Raw genomic sequence first — 23,840 nt, 5'->3', positions numbered from 1 at the left:
CCCGTGACTCATTCGATCGACAGGCACACCATGACGAGTATCCAGGAGCGCGTCGCGCAAGCCGTGACGCCCGAACTGATCGCCGCGTTCCGAGAGGAAGGCGCGGTCTGCATCAAGGGCATTTTTTCGCCTGACGAAGTGGCCGCGCTGCGGGCCGGCATCGACGCGAACCTCGCGCAGCCGAGCGAACGCGCGAAAGTCGCGAGCCGGCCCGACGATCCCGGCTGGTTCTTCGAGGATTTCTGCAACTGGCAGCACAACGACGCGTATCGTGATTTCATCGTGCGCTCGCCGGCGCCGTCGGTCGCCGCCGCGCTGATGGGCACCGACCACGTGCGGCTGCATCACGACCACCTGCTCGTGAAGGAGCCCGGCACGCGGCAGCGCACGCCGTGGCATCAGGACCAGCCGTACTACAACATCGAAGGCGACGACAACGTCAGCATGTGGATTCCGGTCGATCCGGTGCCGCTCGAATCGACGCTGGAATTCGTCGCGGGCTCGCATCGCGGGCCATGGCTGATGCCGCGCACGTTCATGGACAAGGAGGCGAAGTGGTTTCCGGAAGGCAGCCTCGCCGACCTGCCCGACATCGAAGCCGACCGCGCGGCGTTCCCGATTCGCCACTGGGCGCTCGAACCCGGCGACATGGTGTGCTTCCGGATGCTGACGCTGCATGCGTCGGGCGGCACGCAGAACCGCCGGCGCGCGTTCTCGATCCGCTTCGTCGGCGACGATGTCCGTCACGCGCCGCGCCGCTGGAAAACCTCGCCCGATTTCCCCGGGCTCGCGGCGCAACTGGCCGACGGCGCGCCGCTCGACCACCCGCTGTTCCCGGTCGTGTGGTCGCGCGACGCAGGGCAGGTCGGCGCGATCTGACCTGCTGTCACCCACACGGCGGCCGTTTCATGACGAAACGGCCGCCGTGCGTTCGGGGGCGTGCGTGCGCCGAAGGATCAGGTCGGGTGGCGCCCCGCGCCCGGCTTGAAGCGCGAGCCGAGCCGGTAGCGGTTGCCCGGATGCAGGAAGTGCACGAACGTGACGGGCAGCCCGTCCGTCCACGTGCGCCGCGTGAGCGTGAGGCACGGCTCGTCGGCGCGCATGTCGAGCAGCCGCGCCTGCTCGCCGGTGGGCAGCGACGCGTCGACGACGTGCTCGATTTCCAGTTCGTAGTGCGACACGTTGTTGTACAGGTACTCGGACGGCGGCTCGGCCTCGAAATCCTGGTCGATGAAGCCGGGCGCGGCGGCCGGGTTCACGTAGCGGTCCTCGAGCTGGATCGGGCGGCCGTTTTCCTCGTGCACGCACACCACGTGAAAGACCGGCGTGTTGACCGGCAGGCCGAACGCGGCGGCGACGTCGAACGACGCGGGTTCGCTCGACCGGCTCAGCACGCGGCAGCGATATTCGTGCCCGCGTGCGCGGATTTCGTCGCGGATGTGCGCGATCATCAGCAGGTTCGACTGCGGCTTCACCTCGGCGACGAAGGTGCCGACGCCCGCGATGCGCTTCAGCACGCCTTCCTCGGTCAGCTCGCGCAGCGCGCGGTTGACCGTCATGCGCGCGACGCCGAACTGCGCGGCGAGGTCGAGCTCGGACGGGATGCGGTCGCCGGGGCGCCAGTCGCCCGACTCGACGTTCTGGCGAACGAGCGTCTTGATCTGCTGGAACGGTGCGGTGGCCTTGGTGACCATCGAAAGATCCTTGCGCGAAGAAGTGACGAGGCTAGTCGTCGTGGCTGACGATGACCAGAATCTCCGCCTGCGCGGTGCCGAGGCTGCGCGTGCGGTGCGGGATGAGTGCGTTGAAATAGACTGAATCGCCAGCCCTGAGTTGCACCGTCTCGTTCGGAAATTCGATTTCGACGCGCCCCTTGTGCACGAACAGGAATTCCTCGCCTTCGTGCTCGCGGAACGTCGACGCGACGAATTCGTGCGGCGGATGCACGACGAACGGCAGCATCTTCTTCGGCGCGACGCCGGCCGCGATGCTCTCGAAGCGGTGCGCGTGGCGGTCGGCCGCCGCGCCCATCGCGGTGCGCTCGCCGGCGCGCGTGACCGTGATCAGCTCGCGGTTGCGGCTTTCCGAGAACAGTTGCTCGACGTCGACGTTCAGCGCCTTCGACAGCTTCAGCGCGACCGCGATCGACGGCACGCTCAGGCCGCGTTCGACCTTCGACAGGTAGCTCTTGGTGAGGCCCGTCTCGTCGGCCAGCACGTCGAGCGTCCAGCCCTTCTGTTTTCTGAGCAGCTTCAGGCGAATCGTCATGGGGCGCCAGGTGTCCTTCGAAAAACCGATTGTAACGCATGACACAAAGTGTCATTCGGTGTATCGTGTGTCACGTGTGACCGGGGAAACGGCCGCGGACGGCGTGGCAGGCCCGGTCCATTCAGGAGGCGAACATGGCGGAAACGCTGAATTTGACGAAGGAAGCGCTGGTCGCGCTGGCGGAACGGCGTCTGGACAACGCGGTGGGCGACAGCGGCTGGTCCGCGCGGCAAAAGCTCGCGCTGACGTGCCGGATCTTGTTCGACGCCGGCCACGACTCGGGCCTGGCCGGGCAGATCACCTGCCGCGCGGATGCGGCCGGCACGTACTACACGCAGCGGCTCGGGCTCGGCTTCGACGAGATCTCGGCCGCGAACCTGCTGCGCGTCAACGAGGATCTCGACGTCGTCGATGGCGAAGGCATTCCGAACCCGGCCAACCGGTTCCATACGTGGATCTATCGCGAGCGCCCGGACGTGAACTGCATCATCCATACGCACCCGGCGCATGTCGCGGCGCTGTCGATGCTCGAGCAGCCGCTCGTCGTGTCGCACATGGACGCCTGCCCGCTGTACGACGACTGCGCGTTCCTGAAGGACTGGCCGGGCGTGCCGGTCGGCAACGAGGAGGGCGAGATCATCTCGAAGGCGCTCGGCGACAAGCGCGCGATCCTGCTGTCGCATCACGGGCAGCTCGTGGTCGGCAAGACGATCGAGGAGGCATGCATCCTCGCGCTGCTGATCGAACGCGCGGCAAAACTGCAACTGCTCGCGATGTCGGCCGGCGAGATCAAGCCGGTGCCGCCGGCCCTGGCGCGTGAAGCGCACGACTGGATCTCGAAGCCGAAGCGCGATGCGGTGACGTTCGACTACTACGCGCGCCGCGCATTGCGTACGCATCAGGATTGCGTCGCGTGAATCGGCGCATCGTTACCACTTCGCCAGACAATCATTGAGGAATGCATATCGTGTCCATCCTGCTGAAAGGCATCATTGCCTACCCGGTCACGCCATTCTCCGCCGACGGCGGCGTCGACCTGACCGCGCTCGATGCGTTGATCGAACGCCTGGTCGCCGACGGCGTTCATGCGATCGCGCCGTTGGGCAGCACCGGCGAAAGCGCCTACCTGTCCGATGCCGAATGGGAGGCCGTCGCCATCGCGTCGATTCGCGCGGTGCGCCGGCGCGTGCCGACCGTCGTCGGAATCTCGGATCTCACCACGGCGGGCGCGGTGCGCCGCGCCCGCTTCGCCGAGCAGGCCGGCGCCGATGCGGTGATGGTGCTGCCGGTGTCGTACTGGAAGCTCGGCAACGACGAGATCGTCGCGCACTATCGTGCGATCGGCGACGCGATCGGCATCCCGATCATGCTGTACAACAACCCGGCGACGAGCGGCGTCGACATGTCGCCCGAGCTGATCGCGACGATCTGCCGGACCGTCGACAACGTGACGATGGTCAAGGAGAGCACCGGCGACATCGGCCGGATGCACCGGCTCGCGCAATTGAGCGACGGGACGATCCCGTTCTACAACGGCAGCAATCCGATGGCGCTCGCCGCGCTGGCCGCGGGCGCGGCAGGATGGTGCACGGCCGCGCCGAATCTCAACGCCGCGTTGCCGCTCGCGTTGTTCGACGCGATGCGCACGGGCGACCTCGTGCGCGCCCGATCGGTTTTTCACGCGCAGTTGCCGTTGCTGCAGTTCATCGTCAACGGCGGGTTGCCGGTGACCGTGAAAGCCGGGCTGAGGCTGCGCGGCTTCGACGCCGGCGAACCGAGGCGGCCGCTGCTGCCGCTCGGCGAGGCACGCACGCGCGAACTCGAGCGCCTGCTCGCGGCGCTGCCGGACGGTGTGGCGGCATGAGCGGCGACGCGCGGCCGGCGATCGCGGCGGCCATCGGCGCGGTGCGGATCGGCGCGAGCCGGCCGCTCGCCGGTACGCCGCACGCGAGCGCGATCGACAAGCAGCCGGTGGATGCGCGCCTGTGGCTGGGCGCACTCGGGTTTGCCGGCGACGAGCAGGCCGATGCGCGGCATCACGGCGGCCCCGACAAGGCCGTTCACCACTACGCGCACGATCACTATGCGTGGTGGGCCGACCAGATCGGCGCGCGCGACGTGCTCGCCCGGCCGGGCGCGTTCGGCGAGAACCTGTCGACGCGCGGCATCACCGAGCACGACGTGTGTCTCGGCGACGTGTTCACGCTGGGCGGCGCGGTGCTCCAGGTCTCGCAGTCGCGGCAGCCGTGCTGGAAGCTCAACGCACGCTTCGACCATCCGCGGATGGCGGCGCTCGTGCAGCACAGCGGCCGGACCGGCTGGTACTACCGCGTGCTGCAGGAAGGGTGGGTGGCGGCGGGCGATGTGCTGGCGCTGCACGAGCGCCGCTACCCGCAGTGGCCGCTGTCGACGGTGCTCGACGTGCTGTATCGCCGCATGCTCGACATGGCCGCGCTCGATGCGCTGTGCGACGTGCCGCTGCTGCCGCCCGGCTGGCGCGCGATGCTGGAAAAACGCCGGACGGCGCGGCAGGTCGAGGACTGGACGAAGCGGCTCGAAGGATGACGGGCCGCGTCCGACGCTTACTGCGTCGGCAGGTTGCGCACGTCGGCCGTCGGCTCGGTACCGAATGCGTCGCTCAGCGCATAGCCGATCAGTTGCCGGGCGGTCGCCTCGGGCGTCGCGAGCGCGCCGCTCGATTTCAACTGGTCGAATTTCTCGCGCATCGGGAAATTGTCTTCGTCGGTCGCGCGGATCGTGGCCTGCATGCCCGTATCGACGACGCCCGGCGCCACGCTGCAGATGCGCACCCCGCCGTTCGCGTCGAGCGCGACCGCGCGCGCATGGTGATCGAGCGCGGCCTTGGTCGCGCAGTAGATGCTCCAGCCCGCATACGCGTTGCGAGCCGCGCCGCTCGACAGGTGCACGATCCGGCATTCGGTCGCGGCCGATACGGCCTGCGCGAGCGCCGCCGACAGCATCAGCGGCGCGGCGACGTTCAGGCCGACCGCGCGGGCGACGATCGCCGGGTCCTGCGTGGCGAGCGGGCCGATCGGATCGACGATGCCCGCGTTGTTGAACAGCAGCACGAGCGACGCGCCGTCGACGAAGCGGCGCAGCGTGTCGCCGGCCAGCCAGCTCGCGATCGTCTTCGAGTCGGACAGATCGAGTTCGACCTCGGTCAAGCGCTCGCCGGCCCGTGACGCGAGCGACGGATGACGGCTGCGCGACACGCCGAGCACGGCGACGCCTTCCTGCAGCAGTTGTTCGGCGAGCGCCGCGCCGACGCCGCGGGTGTGTCCGGTGACGATGGCGCGCACGGGTGCGGAAGAAGATGCAGTCATGGTGGTGAACCGGTGAGGGGGTGAACGGGTTTGACGAGCGGCGCGCAGGCACGGCGGCAGCGCATTCAACGCGGGTGCTGCGTGGTGTCGACGTGTGAAGGCGGTCGTGTGCGGCGCCGCTGATATCGGGATGAACGTCTATCGTAGCGCCGGCATGCGCATCGCGCAAACGCCCGGCGCGCGCGAAGGATGACGCTGCGGTGCCGCGCACGCGCATCGCCGCGATGCGCCGCCCGCTATCGCGGGCGCCGCTACGTCCGACGAAAGCCCGCTGCGGCAAGTCCGCACGCTGCTGCGCCAAGGGCGCCGGGCCGAGCGTCGCGAGCTATCATATGGCTCGCCCGTGCGCGATGCCGGACGGGCCGCGACCGTTTCCCTTCACCTGCTGCACGCTGCGATGTCACTCATGAACACCACGCCGGATACGCCCACGCCCCGCGCCCTTCGCGAACTCACACCCCTCGAGGCCCGCATTCTCGGCGTGCTCGTCGAGAAACAGCACACGGTGCCGGATACCTACCCGCTGTCGCTGAACGCGCTGACCGCGGGCTGCAACCAGAAAACCGCGCGCGCGCCGGTGATGAACGTGAGCGAGGACGAAGTGACGACCGCGCTCGACGGGCTGAAGCACCTGAGCCTCGTGATGGAGGGCAGCAGCAGCCGTGTGCCGCGTTTCGAGCACAACATGAACCGCGTGCTCGGCATCCCGAGCCAGGCGATCGCGCTGCTGACGATCCTGCTGCTGCGCGGCCCGCAGACGGCCGCCGAGCTGCGCCTGAACAGCGCGCGCCTGCACGGCTTCGCGGATATCTCGTCGGTCGAGGCGTTCCTCGACGAACTCGCGGCGCGTGCGCAACCGCTCGTCGTCCGGCTGCCGCGTGCACCGGGCGCGCGCGAGAACCGCTGGATGCACCTGATGTGCGGCGAGGTGAACATGGCCGACTTCGCGAGCGCGGACGCGGGCGGCGGCGCGGATTCGGTGCCGCCTTCCGAATTCGAGGCGCTGAAGGCCGAACAGAAGCGCCTTGCGGACGAAGTGACGCGCCTGAATGCGCTGGTTCAACGGATGGCGAGCGAACTCGGCATCGACGTCGACACGCCGGGCAACGCGTCCTGATCGCTTCCTGATGCAGTGCCGGCGGTGCGCGCGCACCGCCGCGTCACTTCAGCTTGACGCCCGGGACGAGGTAGCGCGCGCCGCCCGGTCTCAGGATCGGCTTGAGCGCGGCAAACGGCGCGTCGAGCTGCGGGCCGAGACAGGCACCCATTGCGTGACCGATGCCGGATACGACGAACGACAGCTTGCCCGGTGCATCGAGTTCGAACGCCAGATACTGCGGGAACACGTCGGCGCACGACAGCGAATCGCCGTCGCCGTCCGTCGGCTGGTTGCCCGGTGCGGCTTCGTCGCGCAGCCGCGCAATGAACTTCACCATCGCGGCGCTCGTTGCCGATTCACGGTCGTCGGCCGGCGCGGCCGCATCGATCACGCGATTCCAGTCGAGATACGCACCGCGCAGCAGGTCGAACGTGACCGGATCGTAGTGATTGGCCGGGTGCGCGCCGCCGCAGTACGTGCTGCCGGCTTCCACGATGCCCAGTGCCGCACGCGACAGCCACGTGACCGTCACGCGCTCGTCGTCGTAGCTGCCGAGCGTGCCGGCGGCCGGGCCGTCGTCGGTATAGCGGGTCGACGCGCATTCGAGCGCCGCGAGACTCATTTGCCAGTGCCGCTGTTCGAGCAGATGGTTGACGCGCGCCATCACGGCCGGGTCGGGATGGCGGCTCAGGCGCGGATACGCGAGCACCGTGCGCGGGTCACGCCACATCCGGTACGCAACCGTGCCGTCGCCAACCTCGGGGCCGACCGGCTGCGCATGCCCGGCGAGCTTCAACGTGGCATAAGGCGCGTGCTGCATGTCGATGTCCGCGCCGCGAGCGATGCCGCTGCCGACACCGCCCGCCACGAGCGCGGTGACGGCTTCGACCGAGCCGGGCGCAACCGCGTCGGGATCGTATGCCGCCACGCGGCGCAACGCGAAGGTACGTGTCTTGCCTGAACGCGCATCGGTCCATCGGCCGCGATAGCCGTCCTTGTCCCGCGTGCCCTGCCAGGTGGCCGCCCCATGATCGAAATCGGGCTTGTCGCTGTATTCCGGCGCGGAGCGCGCATCGTCCGGCAATTGCGTGCGCACGAGCGGCTCGACCAGTCGCGCGGGCTTGCCGCGCAGCGGAATATCGACGCCGAACTGCGCGTAGAAATAGCGGCCCGAGATCGTGCCGTCCGCGGCCGGGCGATCGTCGAGTTCCATCACGACGGTGCCGGCGCCTTGCAGCGTTCCTTCATAGACGGTGCGCGGCGCGGCATTCGCAAAGCCCGCGTGCAGTGCGATCAAGATGCACGCGCTTCGGAAGAACGGGCGCATTAACGGCGATAACCGGGTGGTTTTCATGAGGATGGGGGAACGATGAAGGTGCATATCAACCAACACTGATCCGCGTCGCGCCCGCGTCGACGAGCCGAAACAGCAGATCCTCGACGGCCGTCTCCGGCGCGGAACCGAGATCCGCATGGATGCGCCAGCCCTGTTCCGTGCGAACCGGTTCCGACAGGTAGTGAACGATGCCGTGCAGCCCGTCCTCGGCCGGCGTGTTCTCGTCGTCCACGTCGAACCACGCGAGGAACCACGTCTTGAACGCATCGTTCGCGGTGCTTTCGTCGAGACCGTCGGCTTCGACCGCGGCCCAGTCCCACACGAACGGCTGGATCGACACGGCCGCCGTTTCCAGTTCGAAGGCGAACGGCTCGAAATCCAGCTGCGTGGCCGAATCGACCATCGCGGGCTGGCCGGCCACCTCGCCCTCGGTCGCGATGGTGTCGGCGCGGCACGGCAGCGCGAGCGGGCCTTCGGTGGCCAGCGTGCCGTCGGCGCGCCGGTAGGCCGGTTCGACGACGATCGCCGGTTGCGTGGCCGCTCTCGCGAGCAGGTCGGCATAGGGTTGGCGGATGGCGCGGAGCAGTTCGGAGACGGTCATCGTGGCGTGTCGGTTGAGCGGGAAACGATCGGTCACAGGCAAGCGGTGCACGGGGTGGCCGACGTGGCACGACGGGCCGCTTCGCTATCGGACAGCCATGATCGTACGGTACTTCGCTCGAACGCGAACATTCGGCCGAACGGCCGGGGCGCTCGCCTCGCGTGGCAAGCCGGTTTAGACGTTTACCTTCAAACAGTCGAAAACGCATCTCGAACGCATTCGCGTTGTGCTTCAATGAATCAGCTTTGCAGTCCTACCAAACTACAGAATCGGAACAAACCGGATCATTCACTTACAGGAGACAGTCGATGGCACGGAAACGCCGTTGAAGCGGCAATCGAGATGGTCTGCAACACCGCCGAATTTCCTTCGATGCAGCAGGTTATCCCAGGGGCCTCCACCCATGTCCTCCAGACGTTTCATGATGGCCGCGGCCACGGTGTCGGCCGCACTGGCCGTCGCCGCACCGCCGGCCGGCGCCGCCGCACCGGCCGTTTCCGATCCGTTCTACACATACACCGGCACCACGCCGCTGGCATCGGTTCCACCGGGCACCGTGGTCAAGACGCGCAACGTCACCTATCACGTGGCCGGCATGCCGACCGCGGTGACCGCGCAGCAGCTGCTGTATCGCACCCACAACGCGCTGAACCAGCCGGTCGTCAACGTGACGTCGGTGATCCGCAGCCCGGTCAGCAACGGCCGGGCGATCTCGTACCAGTCGGCCTACGATTCGCTGAACCCGTACGACGAACCGTCGCAGGTGATCGCCGGCGACCGCGACGTGACCAAGGTGATCAACGTCGGCACGTTGCTGTACAGCGCGGAATCGATTCCGCTGGCGACGCTGCTGCTGCTCGGCTACAACGTCATCGTGCCCGATACCGAGGGCCAGACGGCCGACTTCGCGGCCGGCCCCGAATACGGGATGACGACGCTCGATTCGATCCGCGCGGCGCTCAATACGCCGTCGACCGGGCTGAATCCGTCGAGCAAGGTTGCGATGATCGGCTATTCCGGCGGCGCGATCGCGACCAACTGGGCCGCGCAACTCGCGCCGAGCTATGCGCCCGACGTCAACCGGCAACTCGTCGGCGCGGCGGTAGGCGGCGTGCTGGTCGATCCGGCGCACAACCTGCGTTACGTCGACGGCAGCATCGTGTGGGGTGGCGTCGCCGCGGCCGCGCTGTCCGGGCTGTCGCGTGGCTACGGTTTCGACCTGACGCCGTACCTCAGCGAGACGGGCGTCGCCGTGTTCAAGGATATCCAGAGCCAGTCGCTCGCGTACATCCTGCCGAAGTACACGGGCCTGCGCTGGGGCACGCTGTTCAAGCCGCAATACGCGAACGACATCAACAGCATTCCGGTGTACGTCACCTATGCGAACAAGGTGAATGCGGGGCTGGCCGCGTCGCCGACGATCCCGATGTTCATCGGCCAGGGCACCGCGGGCGCGCTGGACGGCACGTTCGGCAGCCAGGTGGGCGACGGCGTGATGCTCGCGTACGACGTGCGCGCGCTGGCGCAGAAATTCTGCGCCAGCGGCACGGCGGTCACGTACACCGAGTATCCGCTCGAACACGTGGGCGCGATCGTGCCGTGGGTGGCGGGCATGCTGCCGTGGCTCTACGACCGCTTCAACGGCAAAGCCGCGCCGAACAATTGCTGGCTGACGTCGCTGCTGCCGAGCAATTCGCTCGCGCCCGAGACGCTGCACTAGTCGCTGCCGCGCAACGCGGCGAACGGCGGGCGACCCTTTTACGGATCGCCTTTTTTTGTCTCGTTTGACGTCGGTCGCGTGACTGCGGCGGCCGCCGCCCGCACTGCGTCGCCGTACCCCGCTGCCACCTCGTCCGGGTGCCATAATCGAGCCTGCCCATCATTCCAGACAGACGTCCCCCGGAGAATCACCATGCAGAACCTCGACAATCCTTCCCACGATCGCGAGGTAGGCAGCGCCGACGCGACGCAGGACACCACCCGCATCGACGACGTCCGCATCGGCGCCGTGCGTCCGCTGATTTCGCCCGCGCTGCTGCTCGACGAGCTGCCGGTGCCGGCCGCCACGCAGACGCTCGTCGAGGATACGCGCCGCGCGATCGGCGACATCCTGCACGGCCGCGACGACCGGCTGCTGCTCGTCGTCGGCCCGTGCTCGATCCACGATCACGACCAGGCGCTCGATTACGCGCGCCGGCTGAAGGTCGCCGCCGACGCGCTCAAGGACGACCTGCTGATCACGATGCGCGTGTACTTCGAGAAGCCGCGTACGACGGTCGGCTGGAAGGGGTACATCAACGATCCGCGCCTGGATGGCAGCTTCCGCATCAACGAAGGGCTGCGCGCCGCGCGGCAACTGCTGCTCGACATCAACGCGCTCGGCCTGCCCGCATCGACCGAATTCCTCGACCTGCTGAGCCCGCAGTACATCGCCGACCTGATCGCGTGGGGCGCGATCGGCGCGCGCACCACCGAGAGCCAGAGCCATCGCCAGCTCGCGTCGGGGCTGAGCTGCCCGATCGGCTTCAAGAACGGCACCGACGGCGGCGTGCAGGTCGCGGCGGACGCGATCGTTGCTGCGGCGGCGAGCCATGCGTTCATGGGGATGACGAAGATGGGGATGGCCGCGATCTTCGAGACGCGCGGCAACGACGACGCGCACGTGATCCTGCGCGGCGGCAAGACCGGCCCGAACTACGACGCGGAGCATGTCGAGGCGACCTGCGCGGTGCTGCGCAAGAGCGGATTGCGCGAGCAGGTGATGGTCGACTGCTCGCATGCGAATTCCAACAAGTCGCACGACCGGCAGGTCGACGTCGCGCAGGATCTCGCACGGCAACTGTCGCAGGGCGAGCACCGGATCGTCGGCGTCATGGTCGAGAGCCACCTCGAGGCCGGGCGGCAGGATCTGAAGCCGGGCGTGCCGCTGCAGTACGGCGTGTCGATCACCGATGCATGCCTGAGCTGGACGCAGACGGAGCCGGTGCTCGACGTGCTGGCGGAGGCGGTGCGGCATCGGCGGGTGTATTCGCGGAATGCGTGAGGTAACGGCGGCGGGTTAGCGCCCGCCGTCGTCATGTGCGGCACGCCAACGACGATGGGTGCCGAACAGGTCGTTTCATTACGTCGGATGCGCGCTCGCTCGCGCTTCCGACACCACATCGCGCGCCGGCATCCTGCCCGCGCATCATCCCGCCTCGATTACCCGGTGGCCACAGCCGGAGTCTCGTGCGCCGCTCCATGCGGAAACTTCTCGTGAGCGAGTTTTGGCTGCAGTCCGTCGTGTTTCTTCTCAATATGCGGATCGCGGGTGTTTAGGCCTTTATCGGCGAACTAGTCCTGGTAATTGGCGCAGAAGCGTCAAATTTAGGACGAATCCTATATTCCTAACCCCATCGATTAGTCAAAATCCTAATCAAGCAATGCGTTGCGATAGCCGGGGTGCTTGGCAGTGCACCGGATAGGCAAAACGCTGGAGATTCCGCAGGCGCTTGAGTGATTGGCTGCAGCGTGCAGCCCGCATCGACGAAGGGCGTCGTGACTCGCGCCGTAACCGCGGTGGAAGTGGCTGGCTAAGCCATTTCAGGCATGTCGCCAGCCATTGGGAAGTCGCCCGGAATGTGACCCGAGCGACGTGCGACTGCCCGCGAACACGTGAAATGGATTCCATATCGATAAGTTATGCAAATTATTTTTAACAGAAAGCACCGTACTCACCGGATGTCGCTTGCCGCAATCGCGATGTCGCTTGCCTCGTCCATCGCCAGCGCGAACATGCTGGTCTATCCGATGGCGGCGTCGATCGGGGCCGGCAAGGAGTCTGCCGCGGAGTTGCGCATCTATTCGAAATCCGATGCGACGCAATACGTGAAGGCAATCGCGAAGCGCGTGATCGATCCGGCAACGGATCACGAGCGCGAGCAGGCCAGCATGAATTCCGGCGATGACGCGATCGTGATCTCGCCGGCGAAATTCGCGCTGCCGGCCGGCGGCACGCGGCTCGTGCGGGTGATTCCGCTCGGCGTGCCGCAGAAGGAGGTGCTGTATCGCGTCTACCTGCAGCCGGTGGCGGCGCCGTCCGACGACGAATCCGCGGCGACGGACGACGTGTCTGGCAGGGTCAACTTCAGCCTCGTCTGGGCCCCGCTTGTCCGTGTGCTGCCGAAGACGCCCGTGCCCGATTTCGACGTGTCGAACGGCACGCTGACCAATACCGGCAACGTGCGGATCGGCTTGCTCGAAGCGGGCACCTGCCAGTCCGCGCAGGACGATTCGTCATGCCAGTGGACGAAATTCGACCGCAGTGTCTACCCGGACCAGCACTTCGGGCTGGAGGGGCTGCATTCCGCACCTTATGTGCGAATTCGATATCGAGTGGGGGGAATGGCAGATGTGCAGCAGAAGGTTGTGCGCACGCATTCCGTCGACGCGATGAACGCGCCGAGCGCGAATAACGAGACCCGGACGGGCCATACCATTGTTTCAACCAACCAGAAGGACTAACCCATGCTGAAATACGTTCCGATCGCTGCTGCTGCTCTGATGTCGATGTCGGCTTACGCCGTCCAGAAGGACATTACCGTCACCGCCAACGTCGACACGACGCTCGAAATGCTGTCGGCGGACGGCTCGGCACTGCCGACGACCATGCAGATGCAATATCTGCCGGGTACGGGTCTTCAGGCAGCTGTAGTGAACACGAAGATCTTCACGAACGACAAGGCAAAGGATCTGCAGATCCGCCTCGCGACTGCCCCGGCTTTGAAGAACCAGACGAGCCCGGGCGCGGCGGAAATTCCGCTGTCGGTCAAGCTTGGCGAAACCGAGCTGACCACCACGGCCGCGACGCTGAAGACCGCAGAGCTCTTCCCCGGCGAACTGGCACAAGGTTCGAACGTGCTGGCGCTGTCGATCGGTCAGAAGAAGGTCGAAGCCGTCACGGCGTCCGGCAGCTACCAGGGCCTCGTCAGCGTGATCGTCACGCAGAGCGCGGCTTCGGGTAGCTAAGCCCCTCCGCAGTATCGACGGGGCGCGCCTGAATGGCGCGCCCTGTTTTTTGTAGCACTCCTGAAAAACCATTCCCTATTCCTGCATGATTCCATTCGACCTCAAGAAGACCGTTGTCGCATGCCTGAGCGCTCTGTATGTGATGGACATCGCGTCCGTCGCTCAGGCCGCTTCGGCCGTGCCGCCGGGCTTCGAGGACATCATGACGGGGCATGACGAACGCATCAACGTCAATTTTCTCGGCAAGCCGCTCGGCTTGTTTCGCGTATTCGTGACGCCTGACGCGGTGCGTTTCGAGGATCCCGCGCGGCTGTTGCAGGCGCTCGGCTCTCAGGTGAAACCGACGACGGACGCGTCTACGATCGGCGACGCGCTGTCGAAGTCGATGGCGCGCAACGGCAACCTGGCTTGCGCGGGGCAGGCGGGCGTGAACGGTTGCGGGTATGTCGATACCGACAGCGCGGCCGTGATCTACGACGAAGGCGAAGGGAACATCGAGTTGTTCCTGTCGCGCGATTGGGTGAGCACCGAAGAACGCGACCAGCGGTTTCGCGAGCCGTCGCCGCTGACGGAAAACGCCCTCATCCATCAGCAGACGATCAACCTGTCGGGCGGGCGCGGCTACGAAAGCGTGTCCGTGTCCGGCACGGGGGCGCTCGGCATCACGCCGAAGAGCTTTATCGGCGGGAACTGGAATTTTTCCCATACGGGCTATTCGAGGGGATCGGATAGCCATGTCCAGCTTCAGGATCTCTATTACCGCCACGATCTCGGCACCGAGCACTACGCGCAGGCCGGCCGGATGGACAACCGCAACCTCGCGAGCGCGCTCGGCGGCAACTTCGGATTCACGATGCTGCCGGTCGGCACGCTCGACGGTGTGCGCGTGGGTACGACGCTGGCTTATGTGAATCCGGAAGTCGCGCAGCAAGGCACGCCCGTCACGCTGCTGTTGCCGCGCGATTCGCGCATCGATGCGTATCGCGGGCAGGAGCTGCTGGGCACGATCTACATGAAGGCCGGCGTCAATGCGCTCGATACGTCGCGCTTTCCGGAAGGCACCTATCCGCTGACGCTGCGCGTGTTCGAGAACGGCGTGCAGGTGCGCACGCAGACGACGCCGTTCACGAAGACCGGCGGCGGCATCAATTCGCGCACCGCGCAATGGTTCGCGCAGGCAGGCCGACCGTCCGACCGAGATGCACCCGACGGCATGGCCGCGGCAGCCGGTGTGCGGATTCCGCTGTTGCGGGAAATGGCACTGACGAGCGGCATCGCGAGTGTCGGCCAGCACGTGTACAACGAAACGGCGCTGGAGTGGCGCCATGCGTTTCCGCTGGGTGTGCTGTCCGCCGGCGGTTCGTTCTTCGTCGGGAACGACGGGTCGCGCGGCAACACGCAGCAGATTTCGATCGCCGACGGCGTGTCGTGGAGCGTGTACCGCTACCAGATGCGCGGCGCGGCGTGCAATGGCCCGGCCGTGTCGTATCGCGACATTGGCTGTTATGACATGCTGAACGCGACCGTGTCGTTTCCGCTCGGCAGCTGGTCGGCAATGCTCGGCTACACGTACAACAAGAGCGTCGGGCGCGCGCAGGACTGGCAGCCCGACACACCGGACCGTCCATGGGCAACGCCCGTGTTCCGTCACGGAGACCAGGTGTCGCGCGCGCTGCAGGCGTCGCTGTCGCGATCCGTCACGTTGCGCAAGATCAGCGCGAACCTGCGCATCGGCGCGTATGCGAACCGCAACACCGGCGCCCGCAGCGAGTACGGCGGCTATGTCGGCGTGACGCTGTCGATGGCCGAGCCCGCGATGCGGCCCGGAAGCGCGTCCGCGTATACGTCGGCGGGCGTCGACGTGCGCACGGACCGCAACAGCACGACGACGAACTACACGCTCGACCGCAACTGGAACTGGCAGGGCGACACTTACCGCGAAGTCGCGCTCGGCCTGTCGGGATATGGAACCGACAGCCTGACGGGAACCGTGCAGGGCCGCTGGAAGGGTCGCTACGGCGACGTCACTGGGTCGGTCGCGAACAGCTACAGCCGCGACAGCGGAGGCAACAATCCGTCGGTGACGGCGAGCTATTCGTCGTCGTTCGCGGTGGCGCGACAGGGCGTGTTCCTCGGCGCGTCCGCGTCGCAGTCGGATCCGCTCGCGGGCTTCGCCGTCAGGGTGGGCAAGCGCGACGATGCGAAGGGCATGGCGGCCGAGGTGCGCAGCGATTCGAGCGCGCGTATCAAGGTCGGGTTCGGGCAGCGCGCACTGCTGCCGGTGTCGGCCTTCACGCCGGTGACGACCGAAGTGAGCGACGCGGGCGCGCATGCTTCAGCAGGTGCAACGAGCGTGACCGAGGGGCTCGGCAAGCGCACGCTGTTCATGGTGCCGGGGCAACTCGCGCTGCGCGACGTCGACGCCAAGGTGACGTACACCTATGTCGGCCAGGCATTCTCGAAAGGCGGCATGCCGCTCTCGGACAGCGTGATTCTCAACGGCGCGATGCCGTTGATCGACAGTCAGGGCGGCTTTATTGCTGAACTTGACCATAAGGAAAACGAATTGTTCGTCGTGGATGGTCCGACGCTGATGCGTTGCCCGCTGCACGTGAAGCGCCAGCAGGACGTGCTGATGATGGTCGGCAAGGTGCGCTGCGAAGTGGCCGGGCCGGATGCGTTGCCGGAGTCGCTGCGAAAGCAGGCCCGCGTGCGCAAGCTGCTGGAGCATCGCTACGTGATGTCGATGCGGGGGCCGACCGCGGGCGTGACCGACTCGTCGCAGTGACGCACACGACGTGTGCCGGCAGGCACCGCGCGTTGCCGCTTGCGATGCCGAAAACACAAGGAAACAACCATTCATATGCTTCAGATCAATCGAATCCGCTGCCGGGAAATCGTCTTGGCGGCCATGCTGGGCGTACTCTCGCTCGATGCATCGGCGGTCATGGAAGAGCCGGCGGGGCGCGACGATACGGCGCAAGCCATTCGTGATCGTGGTACGCCAGTGGGCGATGTCTTGATCTTCGACAAGGCATCGGGCGGCTACGATACGAGCGACTACCTCAAATGGGGGCGAAATTCGTGGACTTGCCAATCGTCCACCGACACGGCGACCGGTGCATGTCCGACCGTTCCGGTATGGGAGAAGGCGGGGACGTCGACCAACATCAAGCTTTCGTTCAAGGAAGAGAATACCGGGGCGACGGCCGTGCTGACTCTCGAAGGCGCAAACGGATATCAACGTCACCGGGATTGCACCGGCAGTGTAATTTCCGGGGTCGTGTCGATTGCCCGAAGACCGATGGAAATGGCGCAGAGCGCTACCATCGCCGGTTGCGACACCGTCGGCTGGGACGGGCGTGTACTCTTCGTCAAGATCCCCGCCGCGGAGTTGAAGAAACTCCCGTCCGGTGGAACCTGGAAGGCGAACCTGCGGCTGAACCTGAAACTGTGGTCCTCAAGCACGGCTACGACGCTCGCCATCTTCAAGGCGGCGATTACGCTGGACACCACCGACAAGAACAACATCCAGGTCTATCTGCCGGAGTTCACGAGTGCGACGCCCACCGTCGACCTCAAGCTGCGCAAGCTGCCGAACGGCAGCCGGATGTCGGGCACGTCGAACGTCGACATGTGCCTGTACGACGGCTACAACTCGCAGAGTACGTGGTTCGACGTGTCGGCGAGCGATGGTCTTACGATCGACCGCCGCGATAAAGGTCAGTATTCCACGTTGCTCGACAAGGACAAGAGCGGCGCCTACGAATCGCGTATCGACTACGCCGCGAGCCTGACCTACGCAGGCAAGAAGATCGCGCTGCCGAACAACGAGACGGTGCGGCTTCAGGGCGTGAACAACAGCGCCGGTCGCTCGGTCACGCTGCCGGGCATTTCGGCGCCGGTCATCTGCACGCCGACACCATTGACACTCGAGACGCCGGAATTCCAGTCGGTCTGGAAGCGTCCGGGCAAGTACAGCCACAAGCTGACGATCACGTTTACGCCGTCGTCCACCAGTCTCTAGCGCGTTCGGCACCCGTGAAGCGGGTGCCGGTCGCTTCTATCCCAAGCGAATCGATCATGGAAGCAAGGTTCTCCGCGCATCGCCCCGTGTGGCGCATGCTTCGCCACGTGTTGGCGACGATGCTGCTGACCGGTTCGGTTGGCACGGGCGCCGCCACCGCCTGCTGGAAGCCGATCTTCACCGACGAGGAGCGCCGCTGGATCGGCGACCACCCGGTCGTCCATATCGCGGTCGAGGCGAACTGGCACCCAATCGAATACATGCGCAACGGCAGGCACGCGGGACTCGTCGCGGGTTATCTGAGTGCGATATCCAGGATGACCGGACTCTCGTTCCAGACGGTGCCCGGCACCGAACGGGGGCACGCGTACGATGCGCTCGCGGCCGGCAAGGTCGACTTGCTGCCGGGGGTATGGCGCGAGCTGGTTCCGGACCGCATCGGCGCCGGTGCGTTGGTCAGTGCGCCATATCTGGTCGGGCGGCTGACCGTCGTGACGCGCAACAATTCCGCGATGATTTTCGGCCTGCAACGGCTGAAGGGCCGGCGCATCGCGATCAAGGGGCGCGGTGCGGTCGAATACTTCGTTCGCCACAGCGGCGTGCCGCTCCATGTGCTGACGTTCGACAGCGAAGAGCTCGCGCTCGCCGCGGTCGCGAACGGCGAAGCCGACGCCGCGCTCGGCGTCGACGTCACGATCCTGCCGATCATGCGCCGGCAGTTCACCGGCCAGCTTTACATGTCCGGCATGCTGGCCGACCGCCCGGTGTCGCTCGCGATGCTCACGCGCGCCGACCTGCCGATCCTCGCATCGATCATCGACAAGTCGCTCGCGGCCATTCCGGTGAGCGAGACGGCCGAGATCACGCGCGACTCGATCGAGCTGGGCGACTACGGCAAGCCGACGATCCGCTCGATCGTGCACTATCGGGCGCCGGTCGTGCTCGGGGTCGCGTTGGCATTGCTGACGTTCGCGGCGCTCGCGTACCTGATGTGGAAATCCCGCGCGGCGGCTATCCGCAGCAAGCGCGACAAGGCGATGTTCCTCGCTTTTGTCAGTCACGAGATCCGCACGCCGATGCAGACGGTGCTGTCGTCGCTCGAATTCCTGCAGCGTTCGCGGCTTTCCGTGCAGCAGGGCGGCCGGGTGGATGCGGCCGCATCGGCTGCCGAAACGCTGCTGACGCTGCTCGACGATATCCTCGACTACTCGCGTCTCGAGTCGCGCAAGGTCACGCTGTCGCCGCAAACGGTCGAGCTCGACGTGTGGGCCCGTCAAACCGTTGACTTGGTGCGCTGGCGTGCGGATCGAAAGACGCTGGCGTTGACGCTCGATGTTGCGGGGCCCCCATCGGTGCACGTGTCGATCGATCCGGTGCGTGTTCGCCAGATCGTGCTGAATCTGCTCGTCAACGCGATCAATTTCACGGCGGCCGGGGCGGTTACGCTGCGCGTCCGTTACGTGGCGGCCCGCCACGGCCGTAACGGCACGCTGTGCCTCGAAGTGCGCGACACCGGCATTGGTATCGCTCCGGATCGTCTCGGGCACGTCTTCGAAACGTACTGGCAGGCCGATCGTGCGCCGCAACCAGGCAGCGGCGGCAGCGGGCTCGGGCTCGCGATCTGCCGGGAACTGGTCGAGCTGATGCACGGCTCGATCACGGTCGACAGCACGCCGTACGTCGAGACGGTGTTCACGGTGCAATTGCCCGTCCCGGCAGCGGACGGCGCGCCCTTGGCAAAGTCGGCCGCCGCGGCGCAGGCTCTGGCGGATGCCACCGCCGCGCCGGTGTATCGCGGCGCACCGCGCGTCCTGATCGTCGACGATCACGAGACGGTGCGCGCCGCGCTGCAGGATCAATGCGATGCGCTCGGCTGCGTCGGCATCGTCGCCGGTTCGGGAGAAGACGCGCTGCGGCACCTCGCGCAGGGCAGGATCGACATGGTGCTGCTCGATTGCAATCTGCCCGACATCGACGGTTATGCACTCGCGCGGATGATCCGTCAGGAAGAAGCCGCGCGAAAGGCCCGGCGCGTGTCGATCATCGCGATTTCGGCGGAGTCCGGCGATATGCACAGGATGCTTTGTCTGGAAAGCGGCATGGACGGCGTGCTGGGCAAGCCGTTGCGACTCGACACGCTCCGCCAGGCGATCGCGCGGTGGTATCCGACCGATGCGGATAACACACTGGAGGTGTCCACCGTGCCCTAGGCGCGCGCCCGCTGTCGGGTTTCCGGCAACGTGGGCCGTCTATGCGCCGGGGCCGCCCGATTCGCGCTCGCGTGTGTTCGGCCCGGCCATGTCGGCGCGATGCCGGCGCAACAGTTCGTCACCGAGCGCACGGATGCTTGGCGGCATGCCGCCGGATGCCAACTGCAGCCGGCGCTCGAGTTCGGCTGCCAGCTCGCTCGTCGCGGCATGGCCGGCAATGGCTGCGGCGCCCTTGATCCGGTGCGACGCATGACGCGCGCGCTCGGCATCGTCATTCGACAACGCATCGCCGAGCACCGCGAGATCGGCTTCGACGCTCTGCCGATAGATCGCCCGGAAATCGGCTTTCGCCGATTGCGTGTCCCCCGCCGGTGGCGCGATCTCGTCCGCGACGCCGGCCGCACACCACAGGTCGATCATCTGGCGCAGCGCATCGAGCCGCAGCGGCTTGCCCAGCACGCCGTCCATGCCGCTGTCGAAGCATCGTTCGCGATGCGCGTCGCCGGTCGACGCCGAGATCGCGATGATGGGCGTGCGCGCCTGCTTTCGCTGGCGTTCGCTGTCGCGCATGCGTCGCACGACCGTATAGCCGTCGATGTCGGGCAGATTGCAATCGAGCAGCACCATGTCGAACGTCGCACGCTCGAACTGCGCGAGTGCTTGCTCGCCGGTGTCGGCAACGGTCGAGCGGCACGCGAGCGCGTCGAGCTGGTGCTGGATCGCGTGTTGAACCGCTTCGTGGTCGTCGACGACCAGGATCATCCGACCGTTGCCGGCCGGCGGCGGCGTGTCGGCGTCCGCCGGCGCCTGCGCGCGCACTGCCGACGACGATTCGGGCGTCGCCTCGCGCGCGTCGGCCGTGCTGGCTGCCGGCGCGTGTGCGATGCGCCGCGCCGGCAGGATCACGGTGAAGACGGTGCCCTTGTCGGCGCTGCTGCTGACGGTAATCACGCCTTTCATCAGGTCGACCAGTTCGCGGCAGATCGACAATCCCAGCCCGCTACCGGCGACGCGGCGGTTCCCGGCCTGCTCGACCCGCTGATAAGGCTCGAAGATGCGGCGCTGGCGTTCGGGCGGAATGCCAATGCCGGTATCGCGGACTTCGAGCACGAGCGAGCCGGCACGGTCCGGCTTGCCGTCGAGATACTCAACACGCAGCGCAATCGAGCCGGCCGACGTGAACTTGATCGCGTTGACGAGCAGATTCAGCACGATCTGCCGCGTGCGCACCGGGTCGATCAGCACGCACAGCGCGGGCGGACACGCGAGTTCGAGCGCGAAGCCCAACTGCTTCTCGTCGACTCGCCAGCGCACCATGTCGGCGCTGCGTTGCACCCAGGGTTCGACGTGAGTGGGTTCGGGCGCGAGCGTCACGTTGCGCGATTCGAGGCGCGAGTAGTCGAGGATGTCGTCGAGCAGCGTCAGCAGCGATTCCGAAGCGGCTACCGCCGCGTCCGCGCGACCGGCCTGCTTCGGCGGCAGCTTCGCGCGTTGCAGTAATTCCAGCGACGACAGGATCGTGTGCATCGGCGTGCGGATTTCGTGGCTGATGAACGCGAAGAACATCGCCTTGTCGCGCGCGCTGCGTAGCGTCACGGCGCGTGAGCGCCACGAAGCGAATGCGATCGCGGCCAACGCCAGCAGGCCGGCTGCGGCAGCCGCAACCTGCCAGCGCCGATAGTAGAGGATCGAATGCAGCGACGGCTTGCCGTAATCGGTCGATTCGATCCATTGGCGAGCAATGATTTCGGCGTCGCGCGCCGAAATTGCCGCGAGCGACTTGTCGAGAATGGACGCTAGCACGGGCATGTCGCGGCGCGTTGCGATCGCAAGCGCATACGGGTTGTCCGGCAGGCCGCCCGACACGAACAGCTTGTTGCGGTATTGCCGCTGCAGCAGCGGCAGGACCGACATGTCGGGGCCGATGGCGACGTCCGCGTCACCGTGGGAGACGGCCGCGAGCGCGTCGCGCTCGTCGTCGTAGGTGAGCAAGGTCACCGGAATGTCGCCGTTGCGGATCGCGGCTTCCAATGCGCCGCCGCCCTTGATCGCGACACGCCGGCCGGCCAGATTGCGGGAGTCGACGAACAGGTTCATATGCTCGGGCGCGACGACCAGAACCGTGCCGACGAAATAGGGGCGGCTCACGATGGTGTTGCTGAGCAGCGATGTGGCGTCATCGCTCGCCGTCACATCGGCTTTGGCACCTGGGGCGGGCTGTTTCGGTGCATCGTACGCGCTGCGCCACGTCACGTCGGGAACGATGTCGATTCTGCCGGCGCGCAATGCATCCACCGAATCGCGCCATGTGATGTCGTCGACATACTCAAAGCGCAACCCGCTGATTTGCGAGATCGCCGCAAGAAACGACGGCACCACCCCGACCACCTTGCCATTTTCGCGAAATTCGAACGGGCGCCATTTCGAATCGGCGCGGGTTCGCACGACGGGATGCGCAGCGATCCACGCCTTTTCCTCCGCCGTAAACTGCGGCGCGCCGATCGCCCGACCGGGCGCCGGCATCAACCCGATCATCATGCCGATCAGGACGGCGCGGCCTTTCCGACTCACCATGTTCACGTCCTACTCTCCCGTTATCGGCCGGGTGACAACCGGCCCGGCCCGTTACCCGAGCGGCGGCGGTGCCGACCCGCTCCTGTGCCGGAGTCCCCATCGCTCGTGGCGCGTGGCGGCCGGGCCGGCATCGATCGGCGCGACGAACGCTGGAGCCGCCGAAAAACGGGCTCGCCATCATAGGTCGCGCGCAACGGAAGCGCAACGCCGCGCCGGAGACCAGTCGAAAAGATCTGGCCCTTTTTAGCCGAAGGGGTTAAAAATTAGCCGTAAAATCGGTAAGCTAATCCCAATAAGCGATGGCATCGATGGCCGCGTGCGGCCGCAAGCAACGCGGCGCAGCCGGTCACGGCCGTCCTGAAATAAAGAAAGGGTTAGCAATGAGGCCAGAGCACCAACCGATCCGTGTCGTGATCCTGGACGATCACGCCGTCGTCCAGCACGGGATCGCCAGTTACCTGACGGAGAAGATCGGGATTGAAGTAGCCGCGAGCTTCGCGAAGTCGCGCGATCTGATCCGCTGGCTCGAGGCACATCACGCGGACGTCGTGCTGCTCGACTACACGCTCGGCCCCGGCGAGATCGACGGTCTCAATCTCGTCAAGCTCGTCAATACGCGCTTCCCGGATTGCCGGATCTTGATGATGTCGAGCAGCGATACACCGGCAACCGTCAGCATGACGATGCGCGCGGGGGCGCTCGGCTTCTTCGGCAAGAGCGAGGATCTCGGCGAACTCGCCCACGCGATCCGCGTCGTGGCGAACGGCCGTCCGTACATCAGCGCCGAACTGGCCGCGCGGATGGAATCGAGTGCGACGCCCGACCCGCGGATGGCCGACACGAAGGCGGCGGGCGGCGATGGCACGCTGACACCCGAATCGGGGCCGTCGGCCGACCTGCGCCTCAGTCCACGCGAGCACGAGGTGCTGCGCTGCTTTCTCGCCGGCATGTCCGTCTCCGACATCGCGTCGAAATTCTCCCGCAGCCCCAAGACGATCAGCGCGCAAAAGCAATCGGCATTTCGCAAGCTCGGCATTCGCAGCGATGCCGAACTATTCGCGTCGCGCAAGCTGATCGAGGAAGGTCGCACGGCCTGATCGACATACGGCGGCGGGTGTCTTTCTCCACCACGTTATCCGCACGGTCATTGATCTTCATCCGGCCCGACCCGCCTTCGGCATTGCGCCTTGAACGCAAGGTCCGGCGAATGCCGCTACCATGAACGCCGTGTTGCACGCTGCGGTTCGGCCACGCCGGCCCGTCATGCACACACGCAGCGGCGGCGCGGCCGGCCGCCACGCCATCGACGAAGCACGGGTGCTCACCGATCAGCCGTTGCGCCCGCGCCGCTTCGTTCCCGGAATCCACAACAAC

General features: G+C 66.4%; 19 protein-coding genes. 13 read left to right on the top strand and 6 right to left on the bottom strand.

Annotated features, from left to right (window positions below):
- Positions 1 to 30: 30 nt before the first annotated feature.
- On the top strand, positions 31 to 879 hold the full coding sequence (locus DTA15_RS04810; protein WP_006485056.1) for a phytanoyl-CoA dioxygenase family protein: 849 nt from the start codon (positions 31 to 33) through the stop codon (positions 877 to 879).
- Positions 880 to 956: 77 nt separating this feature from the next.
- On the opposite strand, the gene hutC is transcribed toward DTA15_RS04810, so the two are convergent.
- A complete protein-coding gene (gene hutC / locus DTA15_RS04805) occupies positions 957 to 1,694 on the bottom strand; it encodes a histidine utilization transcriptional repressor HutC (RefSeq protein ID WP_006485039.1) in 738 nt (245 codons plus the stop codon).
- A 31-nt stretch (positions 1,695 to 1,725) separates the two neighbouring features.
- Complete coding sequence (locus tag DTA15_RS04800) at positions 1,726 to 2,268, bottom strand: helix-turn-helix domain-containing protein (protein ID WP_006485051.1); 543 nt, start codon at positions 2,266 to 2,268, stop codon at positions 1,726 to 1,728.
- Between the two features lie 134 nt (positions 2,269 to 2,402).
- Here DTA15_RS04800 and DTA15_RS04795 point away from each other — a divergent pair, with 134 nt between their 5' ends.
- Genes DTA15_RS04795 through DTA15_RS04785 form a run of 3 tightly spaced genes read left to right on the top strand, consistent with a single transcriptional unit; the run spans position 2,403 to position 4,833 of the window.
- Positions 2,403 to 3,185 carry an aldolase gene (locus tag DTA15_RS04795; RefSeq protein WP_006485038.1) on the top strand — a complete coding sequence of 261 codons (783 nt, stop codon included), beginning with the start codon at positions 2,403 to 2,405 and terminating at the stop codon, positions 3,183 to 3,185.
- A gap of 50 nt (positions 3,186 to 3,235) precedes the next feature.
- A complete protein-coding gene (locus DTA15_RS04790) occupies positions 3,236 to 4,132 on the top strand; it encodes a dihydrodipicolinate synthase family protein (RefSeq protein WP_012493634.1) in 897 nt (298 codons plus the stop codon).
- A complete protein-coding gene (locus tag DTA15_RS04785) occupies positions 4,129 to 4,833 on the top strand; it encodes an MOSC domain-containing protein (protein WP_006485065.1) in 705 nt (234 codons plus the stop codon). The genes DTA15_RS04790 and DTA15_RS04785 overlap by 4 nt, the downstream gene beginning before the upstream one ends.
- Before the next feature lie 17 nt (positions 4,834 to 4,850).
- On the opposite strand, the gene DTA15_RS04780 is transcribed toward DTA15_RS04785, so the two are convergent.
- Positions 4,851 to 5,612 carry an SDR family oxidoreductase gene (locus DTA15_RS04780; RefSeq protein WP_020979491.1) on the bottom strand — a complete coding sequence of 254 codons (762 nt, stop codon included), beginning with the start codon at positions 5,610 to 5,612 and terminating at the stop codon, positions 4,851 to 4,853.
- A gap of 406 nt (positions 5,613 to 6,018) precedes the next feature.
- Here DTA15_RS04780 and DTA15_RS04775 point away from each other — a divergent pair, with 406 nt between their 5' ends.
- Positions 6,019 to 6,729 (top strand): YceH family protein, encoded by a 711-nt coding sequence (locus DTA15_RS04775; RefSeq protein WP_012493633.1) that lies wholly within the window; start codon positions 6,019 to 6,021, stop codon positions 6,727 to 6,729.
- A gap of 43 nt (positions 6,730 to 6,772) precedes the next feature.
- Here the strand turns inward: DTA15_RS04775 and DTA15_RS04770 are convergent, their stop codons facing one another.
- Positions 6,773 to 8,038 carry a hypothetical protein gene (locus tag DTA15_RS04770; protein ID WP_006485053.1) on the bottom strand — a complete coding sequence of 422 codons (1,266 nt, stop codon included), beginning with the start codon at positions 8,036 to 8,038 and terminating at the stop codon, positions 6,773 to 6,775.
- Between the two features lie 55 nt (positions 8,039 to 8,093).
- A complete protein-coding gene (locus DTA15_RS04765) occupies positions 8,094 to 8,648 on the bottom strand; it encodes a hypothetical protein (RefSeq protein ID WP_006485023.1) in 555 nt (184 codons plus the stop codon).
- 403 nt (positions 8,649 to 9,051) lie between these two features.
- Here DTA15_RS04765 and DTA15_RS04760 point away from each other — a divergent pair, with 403 nt between their 5' ends.
- From DTA15_RS04760 to cblS, 7 genes are all read left to right on the top strand, one after another.
- Positions 9,052 to 10,368: a lipase family protein gene (locus DTA15_RS04760; RefSeq protein ID WP_012493632.1), complete on the top strand. Its 1,317-nt coding sequence runs from the start codon at positions 9,052 to 9,054 to the stop codon at positions 10,366 to 10,368.
- A 192-nt stretch (positions 10,369 to 10,560) separates the two neighbouring features.
- The gene (locus DTA15_RS04755; protein WP_006485052.1) at positions 10,561 to 11,691 is read left to right on the top strand and encodes a 3-deoxy-7-phosphoheptulonate synthase; all 1,131 of its coding nucleotides are present in this window, start codon (positions 10,561 to 10,563) and stop codon (positions 11,689 to 11,691) included.
- A 638-nt stretch (positions 11,692 to 12,329) separates the two neighbouring features.
- Positions 12,330 to 13,151: a cable pilus chaperone CblB gene (cblB, locus tag DTA15_RS04750; protein WP_006485025.1), complete on the top strand. Its 822-nt coding sequence runs from the start codon at positions 12,330 to 12,332 to the stop codon at positions 13,149 to 13,151.
- 3 nt (positions 13,152 to 13,154) lie between these two features.
- The gene (cblA, locus tag DTA15_RS04745) at positions 13,155 to 13,655 is read left to right on the top strand and encodes a cable pilus major pilin CblA (RefSeq protein WP_006485048.1); all 501 of its coding nucleotides are present in this window, start codon (positions 13,155 to 13,157) and stop codon (positions 13,653 to 13,655) included.
- Positions 13,656 to 13,740: 85 nt separating this feature from the next.
- Positions 13,741 to 16,443: a cable pilus usher protein CblC gene (gene cblC / locus DTA15_RS04740; RefSeq protein WP_006485012.1), complete on the top strand. Its 2,703-nt coding sequence runs from the start codon at positions 13,741 to 13,743 to the stop codon at positions 16,441 to 16,443.
- 75 nt (positions 16,444 to 16,518) lie between these two features.
- A complete protein-coding gene (gene cblD, locus DTA15_RS04735; RefSeq protein WP_006485017.1) occupies positions 16,519 to 17,682 on the top strand; it encodes a cable pilus minor pilin CblD in 1,164 nt (387 codons plus the stop codon).
- 56 nt (positions 17,683 to 17,738) lie between these two features.
- The gene (cblS, locus tag DTA15_RS04730) at positions 17,739 to 19,892 is read left to right on the top strand and encodes a cable pilus system hybrid histidine kinase CblS (protein WP_006485049.1); all 2,154 of its coding nucleotides are present in this window, start codon (positions 17,739 to 17,741) and stop codon (positions 19,890 to 19,892) included.
- Between the two features lie 39 nt (positions 19,893 to 19,931).
- Here cblS and cblT read toward each other — a convergent pair whose 3' ends face one another.
- A complete protein-coding gene (gene cblT / locus DTA15_RS04725) occupies positions 19,932 to 22,466 on the bottom strand; it encodes a cable pilus system hybrid histidine kinase CblT (protein WP_006485030.1) in 2,535 nt (844 codons plus the stop codon).
- Between the two features lie 380 nt (positions 22,467 to 22,846).
- Here cblT and cblR point away from each other — a divergent pair, with 380 nt between their 5' ends.
- Positions 22,847 to 23,563 (top strand): cable pilus system response regulator transcription factor CblR, encoded by a 717-nt coding sequence (cblR, locus tag DTA15_RS04720; protein ID WP_012493630.1) that lies wholly within the window; start codon positions 22,847 to 22,849, stop codon positions 23,561 to 23,563.
- Positions 23,564 to 23,840 lie beyond the last annotated feature (277 nt).

It is taken from the genome of Burkholderia cenocepacia, assembly GCF_900446215.1.
GTDB lineage: Bacteria > Pseudomonadota > Gammaproteobacteria > Burkholderiales > Burkholderiaceae > Burkholderia > Burkholderia cenocepacia.
The sequence above is the reverse complement of the archived record's forward strand: the minus strand, read 5'-3'. Positions and strand labels throughout refer to the sequence as shown.

Bases quoted from the DNA above. Each gene is read 5' to 3' on its own strand.
- hutC (WP_006485039.1), bottom strand. From the start codon at position 1,694: ATGGTCACCAAGGCCACCGCACCGTTCCAGCAGATCAAGACGCTCGTT.
- cblC (WP_006485012.1), top strand. From the start codon at position 13,741: ATGATTCCATTCGACCTCAAGAAGACCGTTGTCGCATGCCTGAGCGCT.
- cblS (WP_006485049.1), top strand. From the start codon at position 17,739: ATGGAAGCAAGGTTCTCCGCGCATCGCCCCGTGTGGCGCATGCTTCGC.
- cblT (WP_006485030.1), bottom strand. From the start codon at position 22,466: ATGGTGAGTCGGAAAGGCCGCGCCGTCCTGATCGGCATGATGATCGGG.
- DTA15_RS04770 (WP_006485053.1), bottom strand. From the start codon at position 8,038: ATGCGCCCGTTCTTCCGAAGCGCGTGCATCTTGATCGCACTGCACGCG.
- cblA (WP_006485048.1), top strand. From the start codon at position 13,155: ATGCTGAAATACGTTCCGATCGCTGCTGCTGCTCTGATGTCGATGTCG.
- DTA15_RS04780 (WP_020979491.1), bottom strand. From the start codon at position 5,612: ATGACTGCATCTTCTTCCGCACCCGTGCGCGCCATCGTCACCGGACAC.
- DTA15_RS04810 (WP_006485056.1), top strand. From the start codon at position 31: ATGACGAGTATCCAGGAGCGCGTCGCGCAAGCCGTGACGCCCGAACTG.
- DTA15_RS04760 (WP_012493632.1), top strand. From the start codon at position 9,052: ATGTCCTCCAGACGTTTCATGATGGCCGCGGCCACGGTGTCGGCCGCA.
- DTA15_RS04795 (WP_006485038.1), top strand. From the start codon at position 2,403: ATGGCGGAAACGCTGAATTTGACGAAGGAAGCGCTGGTCGCGCTGGCG.
- DTA15_RS04800 (WP_006485051.1), bottom strand. From the start codon at position 2,268: ATGACGATTCGCCTGAAGCTGCTCAGAAAACAGAAGGGCTGGACGCTC.
- cblB (WP_006485025.1), top strand. From the start codon at position 12,330: ATGCAAATTATTTTTAACAGAAAGCACCGTACTCACCGGATGTCGCTT.
- DTA15_RS04765 (WP_006485023.1), bottom strand. From the start codon at position 8,648: ATGACCGTCTCCGAACTGCTCCGCGCCATCCGCCAACCCTATGCCGAC.
- DTA15_RS04775 (WP_012493633.1), top strand. From the start codon at position 6,019: ATGAACACCACGCCGGATACGCCCACGCCCCGCGCCCTTCGCGAACTC.
- cblD (WP_006485017.1), top strand. From the start codon at position 16,519: ATGCTTCAGATCAATCGAATCCGCTGCCGGGAAATCGTCTTGGCGGCC.
- DTA15_RS04785 (WP_006485065.1), top strand. From the start codon at position 4,129: ATGAGCGGCGACGCGCGGCCGGCGATCGCGGCGGCCATCGGCGCGGTG.
- cblR (WP_012493630.1), top strand. From the start codon at position 22,847: ATGAGGCCAGAGCACCAACCGATCCGTGTCGTGATCCTGGACGATCAC.
- DTA15_RS04755 (WP_006485052.1), top strand. From the start codon at position 10,561: ATGCAGAACCTCGACAATCCTTCCCACGATCGCGAGGTAGGCAGCGCC.